Origin of the sequence: Buchnera aphidicola (Aphis nerii) (genome assembly GCF_005083105.1) — a bacterium.
Lineage (GTDB): Bacteria > Pseudomonadota > Gammaproteobacteria > Enterobacterales > Enterobacteriaceae > Buchnera > Buchnera aphidicola_AS.
The window spans coordinates 61,588-82,166 of the sequence record NZ_CP034885.1 but is presented as its reverse complement, the minus strand read 5'-3'; the positions used below and the strand labels follow the sequence as shown (position 1 = coordinate 82,166).

19 protein-coding genes and 3 tRNA genes are annotated in these 20,579 nt (G+C 22.8%); 11 read left to right on the top strand and 11 right to left on the bottom strand.

Translation table 11 applies throughout. The annotated features are described in order from the left end of the window. Positions 1-18: 18 nt before the first annotated feature. The 6 genes from D9V64_RS00395 to fliF are packed head-to-tail and all read right to left on the bottom strand — an operon-like array spanning position 19 to position 6,310. Positions 19-1,140 (bottom strand): flagellar hook-length control protein FliK, encoded by a 1,122-nt coding sequence (locus D9V64_RS00395; protein WP_158366271.1) that lies wholly within the window; start codon positions 1,138-1,140, stop codon positions 19-21. Further along, positions 1,140-1,592 (bottom strand): flagellar export protein FliJ, encoded by a 453-nt coding sequence (locus tag D9V64_RS00390; protein WP_158366270.1) that lies wholly within the window; start codon positions 1,590-1,592, stop codon positions 1,140-1,142. Before D9V64_RS00390 ends, D9V64_RS00395 begins: the two co-directional genes overlap by 1 nt. 45 nt (positions 1,593-1,637) lie before the next feature. Continuing rightward, complete coding sequence (locus D9V64_RS00385; RefSeq protein WP_158366269.1) at positions 1,638-2,996, bottom strand: FliI/YscN family ATPase; 1,359 nt, start codon at positions 2,994-2,996, stop codon at positions 1,638-1,640. Beyond that, complete coding sequence (locus tag D9V64_RS00380; RefSeq protein WP_158366268.1) at positions 2,996-3,661, bottom strand: FliH/SctL family protein; 666 nt, start codon at positions 3,659-3,661, stop codon at positions 2,996-2,998. The genes D9V64_RS00385 and D9V64_RS00380 overlap by 1 nt, the downstream gene beginning before the upstream one ends. Beyond that, positions 3,654-4,649, bottom strand: coding sequence for a flagellar motor switch protein FliG (gene fliG / locus D9V64_RS00375; RefSeq protein WP_158366267.1), 996 nt, complete (start codon positions 4,647-4,649; stop codon positions 3,654-3,656). The genes D9V64_RS00380 and fliG overlap by 8 nt, the downstream gene beginning before the upstream one ends. Then, on the bottom strand, positions 4,646-6,310 hold the full coding sequence (gene fliF / locus D9V64_RS00370; RefSeq protein WP_158366266.1) for a flagellar basal-body MS-ring/collar protein FliF: 1,665 nt from the start codon (positions 6,308-6,310) through the stop codon (positions 4,646-4,648). Before fliF ends, fliG begins: the two co-directional genes overlap by 4 nt. Positions 6,311-6,477: 167 nt before the next feature. On the opposite strand from fliF, the gene fliE reads away from it, so the two are divergent. Then, on the top strand, positions 6,478-6,783 hold the full coding sequence (fliE, locus tag D9V64_RS00365) for a flagellar hook-basal body complex protein FliE (protein WP_158366265.1): 306 nt from the start codon (positions 6,478-6,480) through the stop codon (positions 6,781-6,783). A 95-nt stretch (positions 6,784-6,878) separates the two neighbouring features. On the opposite strand, the gene D9V64_RS00360 is transcribed toward fliE, so the two are convergent. After that, positions 6,879-6,951: transfer RNA gene (locus D9V64_RS00360), tRNA-Ala, on the bottom strand. Between the two features lie 130 nt (positions 6,952-7,081). Continuing rightward, a complete protein-coding gene (gltX, locus tag D9V64_RS00355) occupies positions 7,082-8,488 on the bottom strand; it encodes a glutamate--tRNA ligase (RefSeq protein ID WP_158366264.1) in 1,407 nt (468 codons plus the stop codon). 175 nt (positions 8,489-8,663) lie between these two features. Here gltX and D9V64_RS00350 point away from each other — a divergent pair. Then, positions 8,664-8,736 (top strand) — tRNA-Val (locus D9V64_RS00350). Between the two features lie 11 nt (positions 8,737-8,747). Beyond that, positions 8,748-8,820 (top strand) — tRNA-Lys (locus tag D9V64_RS00345). Positions 8,821-8,832: 12 nt separating this feature from the next. Here the strand turns inward: D9V64_RS00345 and ligA are convergent. Beyond that, positions 8,833-10,845, bottom strand: coding sequence for an NAD-dependent DNA ligase LigA (gene ligA, locus D9V64_RS00340; protein ID WP_158366263.1), 2,013 nt, complete (start codon positions 10,843-10,845; stop codon positions 8,833-8,835). 433 nt (positions 10,846-11,278) lie between these two features. Between ligA and cysK the strand changes: the two genes are divergently transcribed. From cysK to D9V64_RS00315, 5 genes are all read left to right on the top strand, one after another. Continuing rightward, complete coding sequence (cysK, locus tag D9V64_RS00335) at positions 11,279-12,247, top strand: cysteine synthase A (RefSeq protein WP_158366262.1); 969 nt, start codon at positions 11,279-11,281, stop codon at positions 12,245-12,247. 111 nt (positions 12,248-12,358) lie between these two features. Beyond that, a complete protein-coding gene (locus tag D9V64_RS00330) occupies positions 12,359-12,616 on the top strand; it encodes an HPr family phosphocarrier protein (RefSeq protein WP_158366261.1) in 258 nt (85 codons plus the stop codon). 151 nt (positions 12,617-12,767) lie between these two features. Beyond that, positions 12,768-14,477 carry a phosphoenolpyruvate-protein phosphotransferase PtsI gene (ptsI, locus tag D9V64_RS00325; protein ID WP_158366260.1) on the top strand — a complete coding sequence of 570 codons (1,710 nt, stop codon included), beginning with the start codon at positions 12,768-12,770 and terminating at the stop codon, positions 14,475-14,477. A 57-nt stretch (positions 14,478-14,534) separates the two neighbouring features. Continuing rightward, positions 14,535-15,038: a PTS glucose transporter subunit IIA gene (crr, locus tag D9V64_RS00320; protein ID WP_158366259.1), complete on the top strand. Its 504-nt coding sequence runs from the start codon at positions 14,535-14,537 to the stop codon at positions 15,036-15,038. Positions 15,039-15,100: 62 nt separating this feature from the next. Further along, entirely contained in the window at positions 15,101-15,889 is a 789-nt protein-coding gene (locus D9V64_RS00315; protein ID WP_158366258.1) for an undecaprenyl-diphosphate phosphatase, read from the top strand. Positions 15,890-15,923: 34 nt separating this feature from the next. Here D9V64_RS00315 and D9V64_RS00310 read toward each other — a convergent pair whose 3' ends face one another. Next, a complete protein-coding gene (locus D9V64_RS00310; RefSeq protein ID WP_158366257.1) occupies positions 15,924-17,147 on the bottom strand; it encodes a tRNA CCA-pyrophosphorylase in 1,224 nt (407 codons plus the stop codon). A 170-nt stretch (positions 17,148-17,317) separates the two neighbouring features. Here D9V64_RS00310 and rfaE1 point away from each other — a divergent pair, with 170 nt between their 5' ends. Then, positions 17,318-18,262, top strand: coding sequence for a D-glycero-beta-D-manno-heptose-7-phosphate kinase (rfaE1, locus tag D9V64_RS00305; RefSeq protein ID WP_158366256.1), 945 nt, complete (start codon positions 17,318-17,320; stop codon positions 18,260-18,262). Positions 18,263-18,456: 194 nt separating this feature from the next. Continuing rightward, positions 18,457-19,092 carry a 3,4-dihydroxy-2-butanone-4-phosphate synthase gene (gene ribB, locus D9V64_RS00300; RefSeq protein ID WP_158366255.1) on the top strand — a complete coding sequence of 212 codons (636 nt, stop codon included), beginning with the start codon at positions 18,457-18,459 and terminating at the stop codon, positions 19,090-19,092. Positions 19,093-19,114: 22 nt separating this feature from the next. Here the strand turns inward: ribB and tsaD are convergent, their stop codons facing one another. Beyond that, positions 19,115-20,128, bottom strand: coding sequence for a tRNA (adenosine(37)-N6)-threonylcarbamoyltransferase complex transferase subunit TsaD (tsaD, locus tag D9V64_RS00295; protein ID WP_158366254.1), 1,014 nt, complete (start codon positions 20,126-20,128; stop codon positions 19,115-19,117). Positions 20,129-20,353: 225 nt separating this feature from the next. Between tsaD and rpsU the strand changes: the two genes are divergently transcribed. Then, entirely contained in the window at positions 20,354-20,569 is a 216-nt protein-coding gene (gene rpsU / locus D9V64_RS00290; RefSeq protein WP_053940044.1) for a 30S ribosomal protein S21, read from the top strand. Positions 20,570-20,579: the final 10 nt, after the last annotated feature.

Below are 20,579 nucleotides of genomic sequence, written 5' to 3'. Positions count from 1 at the left end.
ATATATTAAAAAAAACAATTAAATATACATATCAACTACTTTTTTCTGTGTTATATTTTTATAAAATTGTTTAATTGAATTAGATGATCTTATTTTATTTTGTGAAATAAATAATTTTGTACTTTTACCCGAATTAAAAGAGCTGCAAATATTAATTTTTTTTAAAAAAATACCATTCTTAATTAAAGAATCTTTTAAAAATGGAACACAATTATTTAAAAAATTTTTTACTTCCTTATTATCAGAAATAAACTTCAATTTTGCTTGATCATCTTTCATATTAATTGTTATATATACTGAACCAAGATATTCTGGTTTTAAACGAATCTCAGCTCGGTTATTTTTATTAGAAATAGATAATAAAACTTGTTGACTAATTGCTTTTTTCCATTGAATATTTTCTTTAAGATTTGAAAAAAATATTGATTTTTTATTTGATTTAAAAGAATTATTTTCATTTATTTTTTTAAAATAATTTAGTTCATAAATAGAATTTTGGTTTTTTTGTATATTTTTAGAAGAAAATATACTAGATGCATTATTTTTATGATTTTTAAAATATATAAAATTCTTACTGCATTTAATACAATTTTTTTTATTTTTTACAATATTTAAATTATTAAATTTATTGAAGATATGTTGATTATGGGATTTTTTAGATAAATCAATAGTATTATAATTATAAAATAAAAAATGTTTATTTTTAAGAAATGTTAAATTTTTGTATATTTCATGATTTTGAAAAATTTTATGTTTTTTTTCATTTTTTTCTATATTAACATTATCTTTATTTTTTAAATAAATATTAGATCTTAATTTAATATTCTGATCTAATTTTTTTTTTTCTTGTTTTAAATTATTATTTTTTTGAATATAAAAATCTTGTTGTATATTTTTTGAATTTAAAATATTTAGTAAGTTATTTACTACAAAATTAGTAGATATATTATTTTCATCATCTTTTTTCTTTTCTTTCGTAGAAATATTATCAAATTTAATTTCTTTGTTTAACAATTTTTTTTTACATTCATTGAAAATAGATTGATATAAATTTAGTTCATCAAAATTAGAAGAAATACGATTATCTAAACTTACTGTAACATTTTTTTTAAATTCTATATTATTAAGATGATTTAACATTATAATAATTGCCTTTTTTTAAAAAATTCAAATTGAGAAAATTGATCACTAACAATATTCTCTTTTAAAATTTGACGATTTTTAAATAATATTTTATTTTTTTGATTCAAAAAATTCCAAGTTTTTAGTTTAACATGATTTTTTAACCATTGATCTATGTTTTTTTTAATGATATATTCATGTTTTTTAACTATATTATTATTTTCTTTAATTGCAACATATAACATAAAAATAAAATTATTATATACTTTCCAACAATCTATAGATATTCCTGATTTAAGTTTAATATTTAATTTTGTAATATATTCATTACGAAATTTTATTAATAATTTTAATTGTTTAATATGTTCTTTTTTTTGTATATATAAATTTTTGATATTAATTGTTTCTTGTTTTATTTTTTGTTTTTCTATATTTTCTAAAATAAAAAATAAATTTTTTTTATTTTTCATAAAATATCCTATTGAGTATTAATTAAACTAAAAAATAAAAATAATTTAAATGAATATTTTATTTAATTTTTCACAAGAAACTAAATAATCACTTTGTTCTGACGGTTGTTGTTGTAAAAATTTTTCTAAATTTATCCATTTTTTAATTGCATCATCTAAAATCTGATCATTACCTTTAACATAAGCGCCAATATTAATCAAATCTTTATTTCTTTGATAAGATGCGAATAATTTTTTAAAATAACAAGCTTGTAAATATTGTTCTTTACTAACAATTTCTGGCATAACACGACTTATAGAAGATTCAATATCAATAGCAGGGTAATGTCCTAAATCTGCATAATATCGAGATAATATAATATGACCATCAAGTATAGAACGACAAATTTGTGAAATAGGATCTTGTTCTTCTTGATCTTCAGTTAAAACAGTATAAAAAGAAGTAATAGATCCTTGATTGTCTATATTTCCTGAGCGCTCTACTAAAATAGGAATTTTTGAAAAAACAGAAGATGGATATCCTCTAGAAACTGGTAATTCACCTAAAGATAATGATATTTCTCTCTGAGCCATCGCGTAGCGAGTTAAAGAATCCATAATTAACAATACATTTTTATTTTTATCTCGAAAATATTCAGCTATACTTGTAGCATATGATGCCGCTTCAATTTGTATTAAAGGAGATACATCTGCTGGAGCAGCTATTACTACTGATTTTAACAATCCATCTACTCCTAATATATTTTCTATAAAATCTTTTACTTCTCTACCTCTCTCTCCAATTAATCCTATCACTACCACATCTGCTTTCGTATATTTTGCCATCATACCAAGAAGAATACTTTTACCAATTCCTGAGCTTGAAAAAATTCCTATTCTTTGTCCTCTACCAATAGTTAATAATCCATTTATAGCACATATTCCTGTATCTAATATTTCACTAATTGGTTTTCTTTGTAATGGATTAATATATTTTTTTGTAATTGTAGTAAAACATTCTAAATCTAGCTTCGGTAGTCCGTCTAATGGTTCTCCTTTACTATTTAATACTCTACCTAATAAATTGAATCCTAATGGAATTTTTTTTGTAAATTTATTAATATTTTTAGGTATTTTTAAAAAAACTTTTGCACCAGGCAAAATACCATAAGTTTCCTGTAAAGAAAATAACAATGTTTTTTCTTCATCAAATTTAATAACTTCAGCTAACACGTTTGATAATTTATTACCTATTCTCCTTTCAATAATACATTCAGATCCAATAGGAACCTTTAAACCTAATACTTCTAGTATTAAACCGTTTATACTAACTACACGACCGTATATAATAATATCGGAAAGATCATTAAATTTATTTTCAAAAGAAGTAATTTGATTCAATAATTTAGAATATTTTAATTTCATTAATTCTTCTCTTCTTCAAGAATCATACGATATACTTCTTTCCATCTAGCATTAATAGTCGAATCTATATTACTATTTTCAGATTGAATTTTAAAACCATTAATATCAATATTCTCACTATAAATGAATTCCCATTTATTATTTATGGATTGTTTTAAAATTTTTTCAAATATTTTTTTATTACTAGGATGTATAACTAATTTAGGTTTTTTTAAAAAAAAATCATCATTTTTAACAATTTTATTAACTTTTTTTAATAAACTTGATTCATTAATTGAAATTTTTTCTCCAATGATATAAGAACAAATTATTAAAGTGGTTTTTAACAAACGTGAAAATAATGTTTTTTCAAATAAAGTGATTGTAGATTCAAAATTAACACATAAATCTTTTAAATTTTTATTTAAAAGAACATATTTTTTTTCTTTTTCTATAAGATTTTTTTTTATATTTAAAAGATATGATTCATTTTTAAAAAAATTATCTTTAATTTGATTTGATTCTTTAAATTTATGATTTAATTTAGGTTTTTTTATAACATAAAAGTCTGATTCTTTTAAAGTACTTATGTTCCAAAAAACATTATAATTTTTTTTAGGATGATTTAAAGAAATTTCTTCTGGATACCACTTTTTCCAGTCTTTTTTAACGTCTAAATTAGACATAATATTTTCCTAAATTTTCTAATGAAAAAACACCATAATCTAAAATATTTTTAATCATCATTAAAATTAATTTTTGTTCGTTTTCTATAGAAATATTAGAAATATAAGATTTCTTTTCTAAATAAAATAATAACTTTGTTAATTTTGATTCAGTCATATTATTAAAAAATTTATTTTTTATAGTTTCACTACTGTTTTGAAGTGCAATATATAATTTTTCTTCTTCTAAATCATTCATTAAACATTTAATAACGTTATCATTAACATTAACTATATTTTCAAATAAAAAAATTTCCTTAATAAGTTTTTTAGATAAATTGTTATTAGAGACTTCAAGTTTTTTTAGCAAATCTTTTTGATTTTCTATTTTCATAGAACTTAAAATATTAGCAACAGTTTTTATACCTCCTTTATTTGAAAAGATTAACTTTTTATTTTTTATTAAATTATTAATAATATTTTTTAATTCAAGAAATTTATTTTCTTCTAAACCATTAAATTCAGAGATTTTTATTATAATTTCAGAACGTTTTTCTATATTTAAATAAGATAAAATTTTAGCTGCTTGATTTTTATCTAAATATATAAGTATTGTTGTAATAATTTGAGAATGTTCTTTTTTTAATAAATCAGCTAGTTTTTCTGGTTCCATAGAATTAAGAGATTCAATACACATTTTAATATTTCTTACTTCTAATGCATCATTGAATAAAATATTTCCCTTTTTGTCACCCAATGCTTTATTTAACATATGAGATATATATTCATCATTGTTATTATACACTAAATTATTATTTTTCATAAAAAGATCATAACATTCAGTCAATACATTATTTAATAATGTGTTAGATATCTGCTTAATATTAACCATAGAAGTAACTAATTCTTGAACTTCAAAAGGAGTTAAGTATTTCAATACCTCTGATGCTTGATCAGCTCCTATAGACATTAATAAAAGTGCACTTTTATTGGTACCATTTAAAGTCATTTTTTATCACTCATCCATTGACGAATAATCGACGCTATAACACGCGGATTCTGATTAGATATATTACAAATTTGATGAATTAAATTATCTGTATTTTCTATGTTCGAAGTACTCACAATTTTGGATTCAATATCATCAACTATTTCTTTTTCATGAATATTTGAATTTTTAGTTTCTTTTTTTACAATGTTTTTATCTAATATTTTATTTTTTAAAACATTTTTTATAAAAGAACAAATATATTTTTTTAAAAAATATAAAATAAATAATGCAGAAATACACCATGGAATTAAAATTGAATAAGTATTAAAAACATTAGATTGATTAAATTTATTAAATGGAATAAAAGTATTTTTATTTTGAGAAAAGGACTCATTAATTATATGTACACTATCACCTCTAATTTTAGAATAACCTATTGATTCACAAACTAAATTTTTGATATTTTTTATTTGTTTTTTACTCAATGGAACTGCTTTTCCATTTGTATCTTTAATCAAATTGATAACTACTGCAGCAGATAATCTTTTTACTTCTCCCATATTCATTTTTATATGTGATAAAGTATGATTTAATTCATAATTTATCGTATTGTCATGATTAATATTTGAATCAGAGATAATAAAACTATCCTTGAATGATTTATGATTGTCTATTATATTAGGTTGTTTGTTTTTTACATTATAATTACTATTATTTTTAGTTAAAGTATTACTGTTGTGATCGTTTTCTTTTTTACTTTTTATTTTATCATTAATAGCGGTTTGATATGAACGTATTGACTGATTTTTACGATTAGTATTAGGTTCATATTGCTCTCTTGTTTTCTCTTGTGAATTAAAATCAATTTGTGCAGTTACTTGAGCGTGTACATTTCCAAAACCAAATAATGGTTCTAGAATACTTTGAATTTTATTGGTATATCTTAATTCAATTTGTTCAGAATATTTTAATTTAGCATCATTTATTTGCTCTGACGTGAATGCAGAATTATTTAATAATTTACCAAATTCATCAACTATAGTTATATTATCTACAGATAAATCAGATACACTATTAGAAAGTAAATGTAATATAGCATTTGTTTGGCTTGAATTTAACTGAGTTCCAAGTTTTAAACTTAAAATTACTGAAGCTGATGGTTTTTTTTTATCTTGTAAAAATAAAGAATTTTTTGGCATTGCTATATGTATTCTCGCGCTTTTTACAATATTAATTCTTTCTATAGTGCGTGCCAATTCACCTTCTAAAGCACGTTGATAATTCACTTGCTCATTAAACTGACTAAGTCCAAATTTTTCTTTGTCTAAAATTTCAAAACCTATTCCACTACTAGGCAATTTTTTTTCTGATAAATATAAACGTAGATCATAAATTTTGTTTTTCGGTACTAATAATTTCCCAGAATCTTCAGAAAACTGATAAGGAATTTTCATTTGATTTAAATAATCAATAATAAATGCTCCATCTTCGGTAGATAAATTGTTATATAAAACTTGATAATCAGAAGATTTTCTCCATACAGAAATTGAAATTGTAGTAATTACTGCCAATACTAATAAAATTATTAAAATACGTGCATTTTTAAAAAAATAAGGTAGAAAATTACTAAATTTTTTTTTCTCTTCTGAATTTGATTCTTCTATAGTACTAAAATTCATGACATATTCCTGATCTAGTAGATAATCTTAACTATAATTGAACAACAATTAAATTTCACTTGAAATAAAAATATTTCCTGATAAATTTACCTATAACATAAAATGTTCATGTTTATAAAAGATATGATATTATTAAAAAATTCTTAGTAAAAAATTTAGAGGAAAATATGTTTATTGATAACATTCATAATCAAAATATTTATACCAAGATTAATTTTTTAGATGAAAATACAAAAAATATTAAAGAATCTAATAACTTTATTCAATTTTTTCAAAAAGCATTAGGAGAAGTCAGTAGTATTCAAAATAATGCAAAAAAAAATATTGAAAAATTTGAATTAAATCCATCTTCTATGTCTTTAAATGACGTAATGATAAATTTACAAAAATCTTCTATTTCTATAGAATTAGCTATTCAAATTAGAAATAAAGTTATGTCAGCTTACAAAGAAATAATGAGTCAACAAATCTAACTTAAAATGCTGTGCTGAATCATATTTCGCACAGCATTTTAAGTAAAATTTAAAAAAATCTTAAATTTATTTAATTAAAAATTAATTAATTTTTCTGGAGCTAAGCGGAATCGAACCGCTGACATTTTGCATGCCATGCAAATGCTCTACCTTCTGAGCTATAGCCCCAAAATTATTACAATATAAAAACACATGAATTCTGTCAATTTATTTTTCTGTAAAATGCTTTTTATATTAAAAACTAATGAATTTAAATGAATTTAATAAAGTGCAAAAATATTTAAACTAAAATTTCATATTATTTTTTTGCTTGTATAAAAAAAATTGCTTTTTTTATTCTTAATAAAGTTTTTTCTTTTCCAAGTAATAATATTATAGAATGTATATTTGGTGAATGTACATTTCCAGTTAATACCACTCGTAATAATACATTTATTTCTCTTATTTCGAGATTTAATACTATAGATTGATTATTAAAAAATTCAGACAATATTTTAATTGTCCAAGAAGATAATTCATTTAATTGAGTATAAATATTTTTTAAAATATATAAATTTTTTGAAATTAAATATTTATTAACTTCTTTAATATTAAAAAGTTCAAATTCTTCATAAAAAAATCTAAAGGAACATGCAATTTCTTTTAAAGTATGATAACGATTTTTATATAGTTTTAATAAACATTTTAAATTAGGACCATTTGCTATATTAATATTTTCATTTTTCATATAATCTTGTAACAAATTGGTAATATAACTCGATGGTAAAGTATTAATATAATATTTATTTAACCATAAAAGTTTTTTCATACTAAAAGCGCTAGAAGATTTACTGATAGTATCTAAGTTAAACAATTTTTTTAATTCTGAAATGTTAAAAATTTCTTGATCACCATGGGACCAACCTAGTCTTATGATATAATTAATTAACGCTTCTGGTAAAAAACCTTTTTTATAGTATTCAATAATATTTTCAGAATTATTCCTTTTAGAAAATTTTTTTTTATTTTCATCAAGTATCATAGAAACGTGAGCATAAATAGGTATTTCTGCTTTTAAAGATTTTAAAATATTAATTTGACGAGGTGTATTATTGATATGATCTTCACCACGAATAACGTGTGTAATATTCATATCCAAATCATCTATTACAACACAAAAATTATATGTTGGAATTCCATTCGAACGTTGAATCACAAGATCATCTAATTCAAAATTGTTAAAAGTGATTTTTCCTCGAATCTTATCTTCAAATGATACCTTTCCAAAAGTAGGGTTTTTAAATCGGATTACATATTTTTTATTAGAACTATATTTTTTTTTTAAATTTCTACAAAATCTATTATAACGCGGTTTTTTACCTTCAGAAAGCTGTTTAAGACGTTCTTCTTCTATTTCTTTTGCAGAACAAAAACATTTATATGCATTTCCTGTTTGTAACATTATTTCAATTACTTCTTTATATCTTTCTAATCTTTGACTCTGAAAATAAGGACCCTCATCCCAATTTAATCCTAACCATTTTAGTCCTTGTAAAATAGATTTTACTGATAATTCTTGAGACCTTTCAACATCAGTGTCTTCTATACGAAGTACAAATTTTCCATTATAACGACGTGCAAATAACCAAGAATATAATGCTGTACGAATACTACCAATATGCAAATCTCCAGTAGGACTAGGAGCAAAACGAGTTTTTACTTTCATATATTCCTTAAAATATTTTAAAAATTTGTATGAAAAGTTTAAAATAAATTTTATATAATAAAAAACAGATAATTATTGATCAAAATGATTAAAATATAAAAAATAAATAATTTTTCAAAAAAAGATTGACTAAGATTTTTTTGATCTATAAAATGAAATAGATACATGAATAAAAGGGTGATTAGCTCAGTTGGTAGAGCTCCTCCTTTACACGGAGGAAGTCGGCGGTTCGAGTCCGTCATCACCCAAAAAATATTTGGGGTCGTTAGCTCAGTTGGTAGAGCAGTTGACTTTTAATCAATTGGTCGCAGGTTCAAATCCTGCACGACCCAAATAAAAACATTTTAATTTATATTATTAATTAAAAAATTAAATTCTTTTTCATCAATCATTTTTATATTTAATTTATTTGCTTCAAAAAACTTATTACCAAATTTTTCTCCAAATATTAATAATTCTGTTTTTTTAGAAACTTTACTACTAACGCGAGCGCCTAATTTAATTAAGACTTCTTTTAATTGATTCCTAGAGTATTTTTGAAATATACCTGTTATAACAACATTTTTATTAGAAATACTATTTAAATAATATGAGACTTGATTATATTTTTTAATATTTAATATTTGTGTTAATTTTTCTACTAATTGTCTATTTTCAAGAATATTAAAATAAGTAAATATGTTATTAGCAACTACTTTTCCTATACCATCTATTGATTCTAATTCTTTTGTAGAAGCATTTATTAAATTGTTTACAGTATTAAAATAATTAGACAATTTTTCTGCTATAACTTCACCAACAGAAAGAATGCCTAGAGCATAAATAAAACGATGCATAGTAGTTTTTTTAGATTCATAAATAGTTTTAATAATTTTAATACTTTTTTTTTCTCTTATATTTTCTATGTTCTTAAAATGATCTTGTGTTAAATAGAAAAAATCTACTAAATTTGAAACGATTTTTTTTTGAATTAGTTCATTAATAATTTCAGGTCCTAATCCAGTAGCATTTAATGCATTTTTTGAAAAAAAATGACAAAATATTTTTTTTTTCTGAGCATTACATCTTAGTCCAGAAGGACAACGTATTATTTTATCTTTTCGATTTTTTAATAATTCTGAATTGCAAATTGGACAACAAACTGGAAAAATTATTTTCTTTGCATTCTGTAAACGTTTATTGTTAATCACATTTATAATTTTCGGTATCACGTCTCCAGAACGTTGTATAGTAATGTAATCATTAAAATGTAAATTTAATCTATCAATTTCATTTTTGTTATACAAAGAAGCTTTTTTAATCATTACTCCTGAAATATAAACAGGATTAAAATAAGCTACTGGGGTAATAATTCCTGTCCTTCCTACTTCAAATTTTATATCATTTAACTTTGTTATTTCTTCTTTAGTAAAATACTTAAAAGCAATAGCCCATTTTGGTGATTTATTATTAGATCCTAACTTTTTTTGAAAATACAGTGAATTAACTTTAATTACAATACCATCTATATCAAAATCAAATAATAAACGTTTTTTTTCAAATTTCTTATAAAATTTTAATATTTCTGAATAATTAGAAAAAATTGATATTTCTGCATTAATAGGTATGCCCCAATTTTTACATTGAATAAGTACATCATAATGAGTTTTAAAAATTTTTGTTTTTTCAAAAAAATGAAATCCATGACAAACAAATTGTAATTTTCTTTTAGCAGTAATTTTTGAATCAATTTGTCGTAATGATCCAGCAGCTGCATTTCTAGGATTAGAAAAATATTTTTTTTTCCCTTGAAAAGATTGAAAATTTAAATTTGAAAAATCAGATTTTAACATAAAAATCTCACCTCGTATTTCTAATCTTTTTGGTATATTAGATCCTTTTAATTTTGTTGGAATAGATTTAATTGTTTTTACATTACTTGTAATATTTTCTCCAAAATAACCGTCGCCTCTAGTAGCAGCTCGAATTAAAATACCTTCTTCATAAATTAAACTAACTGCTATTCCATCAATTTTTAATTCGCAACAAAATTCTATTATAGCATTAGTAATAAAAAACTTTTTAATTCTATTTTCAAATTTTAAATATCCATGTAAATCAAATGTATTTTCTAAAGAAAGCATAGGAAAAAAATGTGTTACTTTTTTAAACCTATCAAGTAAATTTGCGCCTATTTTTTGAGTAGGAGAATCAGGAGTAATAAATTCTTTATATTTTGATTCTAAATTATACAATTGATTTAATAAATAATCATATTCAGTATCAGAAACAATTGGATTATCTAAAGTATGATAAAAGTAATTATATTTAGAAATTTTTTTTCGTAGTTCGTTAATTTGATATTTAATTTTTTTCATAAATGTTAAATAAAAGATTAATATAAAAAATAAAAATTTTATTAAAAAGTTTAATCAAAAATATTAATATTTTTTATTATATAATTAAGGAGATATAAAAAATATTTTATTTTGAGAAAATAATAGATTATAAAAAAATAAAAGTTTTATTATATTAATGGGTTAAAAGAATATTATTTTATACACTAAATATATATAAAAGATAAAATAAAAATTAAATATTTAAATTAAAATATAATGTTTATTGATGGCTATAAAAAAATACAAAAAAATAGAAAATCAAATTTTATTAATTAATAAAAATAGATTTTTCTAATAATCATTTAACAAAGTATAATAAAAAAAATATAAAATTAACAAATTTTATAAAATAAAAATTTTTAATAACAAATAATATTTATATTACAACTATTAATTTTAAAAATGGAACAAAATGAATAAAATATATAAAGATAATTCATTAACTATTGGAAATACACCGATTGTTCGTTTAAATAGAATAGGAAATGGAAATATTTTAGCAAAAATAGAATCCAGAAATCCAAGTTTTAGTGTTAAATGCAGAATCGGTGCTAATATGATATGGAATGCAGAAAAAAACGGAAATTTAAATAAAAAAATTAAATTAATTGAAGCAACAAGTGGAAATACAGGAATAGCTTTAGCATATGTTGCAGCTGCTAGAAATTATGAATTAGTTCTTACAATGCCTGAATCGATGTCTACTGAAAGAAAAAAATTATTAAAATATTTAGGTGCAAAATTAATTTTAACAGATGCTAAAAAAGGGATGAAAGGAGCTATTTCTAAAGCAAATGAAATTATATCTTTAAATAAAAAAGATTATTTTCTATTAAAACAATTTGAGAATCCTGCTAATCCAGAAATACACGAAAAAACTACTGGACCAGAAATTTGGAATGATACAAATGGAGATATAGATATATTAGTTGCAGGAGTTGGAACAGGAGGAACAATTACAGGAATCACAAAATATATAAAAAAAATCAGAGGAAAAAAAGACTTTATTAGCATTGCTGTAGAACCTTTAGAATCACCTGTAATTACTCAATTTTTATCAGGTAAAAAAATAGAGCCTGGATTACATAAAATACAAGGTATCGGAGCTGGATTTATTCCTAAAAATTTAGATTTAAATTTGATTGATAAAGTTATTACAATATCAAGTGAAGAATCAATATTACATGCTCAAAACATAATGAAAAAAGAAGGAATACTGGCTGGCATTTCTTCAGGTGCTGCTATTGCAGCAGCTTTAAAAATACAGAATCAAAAAAAATTTATGAATAAAAAAATAGTAGTTATACTTCCTTCTTCTGGAGAACGTTATCTAAGTACAGAATTATTTTCTAAATCATTTCAAAGTAGAAATAAATATTAAAAAATACAACTTCTTTAATAAAAAACAATAAAAATTTTATTATAGAAGTTGTATTTTAATATTTAAAATAGAAAATATTCTCTGAAATTTCGAATTAATAAGGAAAAAAAAATGTTTCAAAATAAAATAAAAATCACTGCATTGCATGGTTTACACACTCGACCTGCAGCTGAATTTGTAAAAGAAGCGAAAAAGTTTATTTCTGATATTAACATAATTTATAATGGAAAATCTGTTAATGCAAAAAGTTTATTTAAAATTCAAACACTTGGTTTAGTACACGGAAGTTTAATTACATTATCTGCAGAAGGACAAGACGAAAAAAAAGCAATTGAATATTTATCTAAAATAATGACAGAATTAGAATAAATCATAATTAAAAAATAATTTATGAATTTTTATAAAACACCGGAGGTTTAATCCTACTTCCGGATTTCTTTTATAAAAAAAATATATTCGCCTGACATTCAATGTTCTCCTATCTACAACAAATATAAAATTTATAGTTAAAGGTAATGTTATGATTTCAGGCATTTTGGCATCACCGGGTATCGCATTTGGTCATGCTCTTTTATTAAAAAATGAAGATATTGTTATTAACCGTAAAACAATTTCTGTTCAAAATATTAAAACAGAAATCAATAAATTTTTTAACGGAAGAAAAAAATCAATTAATCAATTAACAGAAATCAAATTAATTACAGGGAAAAAATTTGGTACAAAACAAGAAGGCATTTTTGAAGGTCATATTATGCTTCTTGAAGATGAAGAATTAGAAAAAGAAATAATAGACTTAATTCAAGAAAAAAAAATATCCGCAGCAGAAGCAACTGAATATGTTATTGAAGAACAAGCTAAATCATTAGAAAAAATAAAAGATGAATATTTAAAAAACAGAGCAATTGATGTAAGAGATATTGGATTACGTTTATTAAAAAATATACTTAATATTAATATTGTTGATTTAAACAATATAAAAAATCAAGTAATTTTAATTTCAAAAGATCTCACTCCTTCAGAAACTGCGCAAATTAATTTAAAATATATCTTAGGATTCATTACAGATTTAGGTGGTCCAACATCGCATACTTCAATTATGGCAAGATCACTGGAAATACCTGCAATTGTAGGTACTGGTAATATTACAAACACAGTAAAAAACAACGATTATGTTATTTTAGACTCAATCAATAATCAAATTTTTATTAATCCTTCTATTGAATTAATAAATAAAAAAAAAGAAGTAGAAAAAAAATATTTTCTTAAAAAAAATAGTTTTATAAAACTAAAAAACTTACCAGCAACTACAATTGATGGACATAACATTAAAATTGGTTCTAATATTGGCAACATTCAAGATGTTGAATCAGCAAAAAAAAATGGAGCTGAATGTATTGGTCTTTATCGAACAGAATTCTTATTTATGGGACGAAATACATTGCCGACAGAACAAGAACAATTTCAAGCATATAAAGAAATTGCAGAAACTATGGGAAATAAATCAGTTATTATCAGAACTATGGATATTGGAGGTGATAAAGATCTTCCGTATATGAACTTACCAAAAGAAGAAAATCCATTTCTTGGATGGAGAGCTATACGTATTTCAATGGATAGAAAAGAAATCTTACACACTCAATTAAAAGCTATACTAAGAGCTTCTGATTTTGGTAAAATATATATTTTATTTCCTATGATCATATCAGTAGAGGAAATTCGAATATTAAAAATAGAAATTAATAAACTAAAACAGCAATTAAGTAAGAATAATATAAAGTTTGATGAAAATATTAAAATTGGAATTATGATAGAAACTCCTGCATCAGCCATAATAGCAGAACATTTAATCAAAGAAGTAGATTTTTTTAGTATTGGAACTAATGATTTAACACAATACACTTTGGCTGTTGATCGAGGTAATGATTTAATTTCACATTTGTATAATCCAATTAGTCCAGCTATATTAAAATTAATTAAAAATGTAATTGATGTTTCTCATAAAAATAAAAAATGGACTGGTATGTGTGGAGAATTAGCAGGAGACGAACGTATTACTGCTCTTTTATTAGGTATGGGTTTAGATGAGTTTAGTATGAGTTCAACAAGTATTCCTAAAATCAAAGAAAAAATTCGAAAAACTTCTTTCTCAAAGGCTCAAAATTTAGCTAAAAAAATATTAGATTTACCTACGACAAAAGAAATATTTAATTTATTAAATAAATTTAATTAAGGAGTCATTTAATTTTTTAAAATAAGAAATAATAATAGAAGTGCTTAGGAGAATAAAATGGGTTTCTTATCAGATTTTTTTAATGTCAAAAAATCTCATTTTTCAAACAAAATAGAAATTTTTGCACCTGTATCAGGCGAAATAATAAATATTGAAGATGTGCCAGATGTTGTTTTTTCTAAAAAAATTGTAGGTGATGGAATTGCAATTAAACCATCAGGCAATAAAATAATATCACCAGTAAATGGAACTATTAGTAAAATACTCAATAGTAAACATGCTTTTTCAATTTTTTCAGAAGATGGTGTGGAATTATTCGTACATTTTGGTATTGATACAATACAATTAAAAGGAGAAGGTTTTAAACAAATAGCTAAAGATGATCAAAAAGTAAAAATAGGAGATACTATTATCTTATTCGATTTAAATATATTAGAAAAAAAAGCACGTTCTATTTTGACACCTGTAGTAATATCTAATATGGAAAAATTTAAAAAAATAGAAAAATCATCAGGTTCTATTATTGCCGGTGAAACAATAATTATGTCTTTATATAATTAATTCCTAGAAAAATAAAAACGGTGCTATTATTTAGTGCCGTTTTACTTAAAGAGATAAAATAAATGTTTTATATCTATAAAATAATTATTTCTATAGTAATTGGAATCATAGAAGGAATAACAGAATTCTTTCCTATTTCATCAACCGGACATATAGTCGTTATTAGTCACTGGTTAGGTATATCAAACAAAAATATAGATATATTAAAAATATTTGTTCAATTTGGATCATCAATAGCAATATTCATATTTTTTTTTAAAGAAATAATAAATTTAATAAATTTTAAAAAGAAAAAAAGAAATAAAAATATACATATTTTAATATCTCTGATACCTACGGTATCTTTAGGTTTTATATTTTATGATAGTATCAAATTATTATTTAATCCTAAGAATATAATGTATGCATTAATTTTCGGAGGTATTTTCCTTATTATTAGCGAAATTTTCAAACCTAAAAAATCAACAATAAATTCTATTAATGACATAAATATATTACAATCACTAATTATTGGATGCTTTGAATCGTTGTGTTTATACCCAGGTTTCTCAAGATCAGGTGCTACAATAGGAACTGCAATATTATTGGGTATCAAACGTTCTGTCGCAATAGACTTCTCTTTTATTATTTCGATACCTTTAACAATAGGAGCATCTTTTTTAGATTTACTTAAAAATATAAATCAAATTAATATTCACCATATACCTTATTACCTAAGTGGATTTTTTATATCTTTAATAATTTCTTTATTTTCAATAAAAAAATTAATTCAAATACTTAATAAAATTCCATTAAATATTTTTGGATTGTACCGTTTTATACTAGCTGGTTTAATTTATTTTATAAACTAATGAATAATACTTACCTAATTTATTAAAAATAATTTTAAAATTTATTTATTCTCCATAAATTTAATTTTTTAACTCTTAATCGATTTAACTCATTTTTTATTTCTTTTCCTTTAAAACCTTTTTGTAAAATTAATTTGATAGATATATTTTTTGTAATATGAAAAGATGTTTCAAGAAAAAAACCAGGTGTATTATCAATATTTAAGATATTATTTCCTTGATTATTTAAAAAATTAAAATTGCTTAAAAATGAAAATTTTTTAACACGTTCTGGTTTTCTCCAAGCATCTATTTTACAAAAAAAATTGATAATATCTTCAGAAGATTGATATTGTATTAAATTTAGAAATTTATAAAAACCAACACTCAATATAGCTATTTCTTTAACATATATAGGAATATTAAAACGATTACAAAAATTTTTAACAATAGATGCAGAAATTTCATCATAAAACTTTTTTCCGGACATATAATTAACATGCAAAGAAAAAAATTGAAATAAAAAAGAAAAACGTATAGAAATGTCTTCAGTTAACATGGATATCTTAGACAAACCAATTGATAAAAAAAAATTATTTAATTTATTTAATACGTTAGGAAAAAGTAGTTCTTTTTGATATAAAAAATGTATTTCTGGAAATATTAAATGAAGTGCTTTACAGTCATATAAAACTTGAAAATAAACATGTGGATTTCTAGTTTTAAATGCTTTTTCAGTTTCAATCCAAATTCTATTTATAGTTAAATATAATAGTTCTTTACTTTTCACTATTTTCCGCATTAAAAGAATAGTTTCATTTGCAATACGAAATCCTAAATGCATTAATTGAGCAGCAAACCTAGCTGTTCTTAAAACACGTAATGGATCTTCGATAAACGCATCAGAAATATGACGTAATAGACAATTTTCTAAATCTTTCTTACCTTGATATGGATCAATATAATTTCCAAATTCATCTTGAGCAATAGCATTAATTGTTAAGTCACGTCTAATTAAATCTTCTTCTAAAGTTATATTAGAACTAAAATTAGTATAAAAACCACTATAACCTTTTCCTAATTTTCTTTCTTTTCTTGCCAAAGCATATTCTTCATGTGTTTCTGGATGCAAAAAAACTGGAAAATCTTTACCAACTTGTTGAAAATTTTTCTTTAATAATTCTTTTTTAGTAGCACCTACTACCACCCAATCTCTATCTTTAATTGGTAATTTTAATAATTGATCACGAACTGCGCCGCCAACTAAATAAATTTTCATAAAAAATTTTCTCATACTTAAAAAAATGAAATTTTATTTTAAATAAAAATACAAAATACTTAAATATTTAAAAATTATTTGTAATAATTAGGTATTATTATCATTTTAAAAATAAAATTAATATATTAAAAAATAATAATTATTTTAACCATATCTTAAAGAGGTTCACAATGAAAAAAAAAAATATTGATTTTAACAATGCAATTGTTCTTGTAGTTGGAGATTTAATACTAGATTGTTACTGGTACAGTAAAAATTATTATATGCTATCAGAACAATCAATACCTGTCGCATCAATTAAAAAAATTAAAAATCAACCAGGTGGTGCAGGTAATGTAGCTAAAAATATTGCTGAAATAGGTGGAAAATGTAAAATAATTAGTATAATTGGTGATGATAATGAAGGTGAAATATTAAAAAAATTACTTAAACATGAAAAAATCTCTTCTGATTTAATTAATATTAAAAATACTAAAACAATTACGAAAATTAGAATCATATCAAACAAAAAACAATTAATGCGATTAGATTTTGAAGAAAAATATAGTTTAAATAATTTCAATTTATTATATAAAAAAATTATTAATTCATTAAAAAGTTATAAAATTTTAGTATTATCAGATTATGCAAAAGGAACACTATGTCATATTAAAAAAATTATTAGATTAGCCAATGAAATGTCTATTATTACACTTATAGACCCAAAAGGCATAGATTTCGAAAAATATTCTGGAGCTACTTTATTAACACCTAATCTTTCTGAATTTGAAAAGATAGTTGGACAATGTCATGAAGAAAAAGAAATATTAAAAAAAGGAATACAATTAATATCTCAACTAAACTTATCAGCATTATTAGTCACTCGATCTAAAAATGGCATGACATTATTTCAAAATAAAAAAAAACCAATACATTTTCCGGCAATATCTAAAATAGCATCAGATGTAACAGGTGCAGGTGATACAGTCATTTCTATTATAGCAGCGGCTTTATCTAACGGATATTCTTTAGAAGAATCGTGTTTTTATGCAAACATTGGAGCAAGTATAGTAATAAAAAAAATAGGCACTGAAACTTTAAATATAAATGAACTAAATACAATTTTAAATATATAAAGAAATATTTAAAAAAATATTCATATTATTTATTAAATAAATTAAAATAAATTTTATATGTAATATTTAAATATAAATAATATTAGCTATATATTTTAAGATTGCTCTTAATTTTTACTCGAGATATAATATATAAAAATATTTTTTTTATATGTAAAATTTTTATTTAATCTAAACTAATTAAGGTTTTCAAAATGAATCAAATACTACTTTATGAATTTGGAAACCCTATAGAACGTGTAGAAAAAGGAATAGCAGCTTTAAAATCTGGACAAGGTGTTATTATAATAGATGACGAAAACAGAGAAAATGAAGGAGATCTTGTTTTCTCCTGTGAACAAATGACAGTAGAACAAATGGCTTTAACAATTCGTTACGGAAGTGGTATCGTATGTCTATGTATAACAGAGGATCAACGAAAAAAATTAAATTTACCAATGATGGTAAAAAATAATACAAGTAGGTATCAAACAGCTTTTACAGTCACAATAGAAGCATCTAAAGGTGTTTCTACTGGTGTATCAGCTCAAGATAGATTAACAACTATTAAGACAGCTATAGCGGATAATGTCAAACCTAACGATCTAAATCGACCAGGTCATGTTTTTCCTTTAATAGGAAACATAGACGGAATTTTAGCTAGATCTGGTCATACAGAAGCAGCTATTGAAATAGTATCTCTTGCAGGATTTAAACCAGCAGGAGTAATTTGTGAATTAACCAATGAAGATGGTTCAATGTCTCGTATACCCGAAATTGTTAGATTTTCAAAAGAAAAAAATATAACTGTTTTAACTATAAGAGATTTAATTCAATATATTTTGAAATAAAAAATAAAATATATAAAATTTTTTATCTTTTACACACATCTTCTAAGGACCATTTTGGTTTTATTAAAATTTCCAATGAAGAAATATATGATTTTTTATAATATAATGATCCTAAATAAGCAATCATCGCACCATTATCTGTACAAAAATGTGATGAAGCATAAAATACGTCGCCATTAAAAATTTTTTTCATCATTATTGACGCATTCTTACGTAATAATTTATTTGCACTTACACCACCAGCTATAACTAAATTATTCCATCCTTTTTGAAATAGAGCTTTTTTAGTTTTAATTAATAATATATCAACTACTGCATCTTCAAAAGCTTTTGCAATATTTGCCTTTTGTTGAATATCTAAAACATTATTTTTAATAATGTTAGAAGTGAAAGTTTTTAAACCTGAAAAACTAAAATTTAAATTAGGATGATTTTTCATAGGGCGAGGAAAATACAAATTACTTTCTACACCTTTCATTGCTAATTTAGATAATTCTCTACCATTTGGATATTTTAATCCTAATAATTTCGATATTTTATCAAATGCTTCACCTGCAGCATCATCTAATGAATTTCCAAGAATTTCGTATTTTCCTAATTTATAAGCTGCAATAATTTGAGTATGCTTGCCAGATACTAGCAATCCAATAAATGGAAATTTCATTGACTTATTCTCAATCATTGGTGATAATAAATGTGCCTCCATATGATTTATAGGTAATACAGGAACATCTAAAGAAAAACCTAAAGAACATGCTAATGTAGAACCGACTAATAAAGAACCAACTAAACCAGGACCTGCGGTATATGCAATAAGATCAATTTCTTTTTTTATATTTATTTTTTTTAGAATTTTATTTATTAAAAAAATAATTTTTTTTGCATGTTCTCGTGATGCTAATTCAGGAACAATTCCTCCGTAACGAACGTGTATTTTTTTTTGATTATATAATTCGTTTATCAATAAACCTTGCATACTATCATAAATAGCAACTCCAGTATCATCACATGATGTTTCAATACCTAATACTTTCATTTGAACACCTACTTACTACTCAAAGTTAAATAATATAATTATAATTATTTTTTAAAAAATAATTAAATTTAAAAATGATACTTTACAAAGTAACTTTTTTACAAAATAATCTTAATTTAAGATAAAATCTATTTTATATAATTAGATAAACTATTGAAAAAATAATATATCTAAATTATATATTCACAATATATAACATAATTAAACAATTGAGGTAAATATTTAATGCCAATAATAAAAGTACGTGAAAATGAACCATTTGATGTTGCATTGCGTCGTTTTAAAAGATCTTGCGAAAAAGCTGGTATTTTAGCAGAAATACGAAGAAGGGAATTTTACGAAAAACCAACAACAGAACGAAAACGTGCAAAGGCATCTGCTATAAAACGTTTAGCAAAAAAACTAACACGAGAAAATGCAAAACGAATACGAATGTATTAAAATGTGTTAA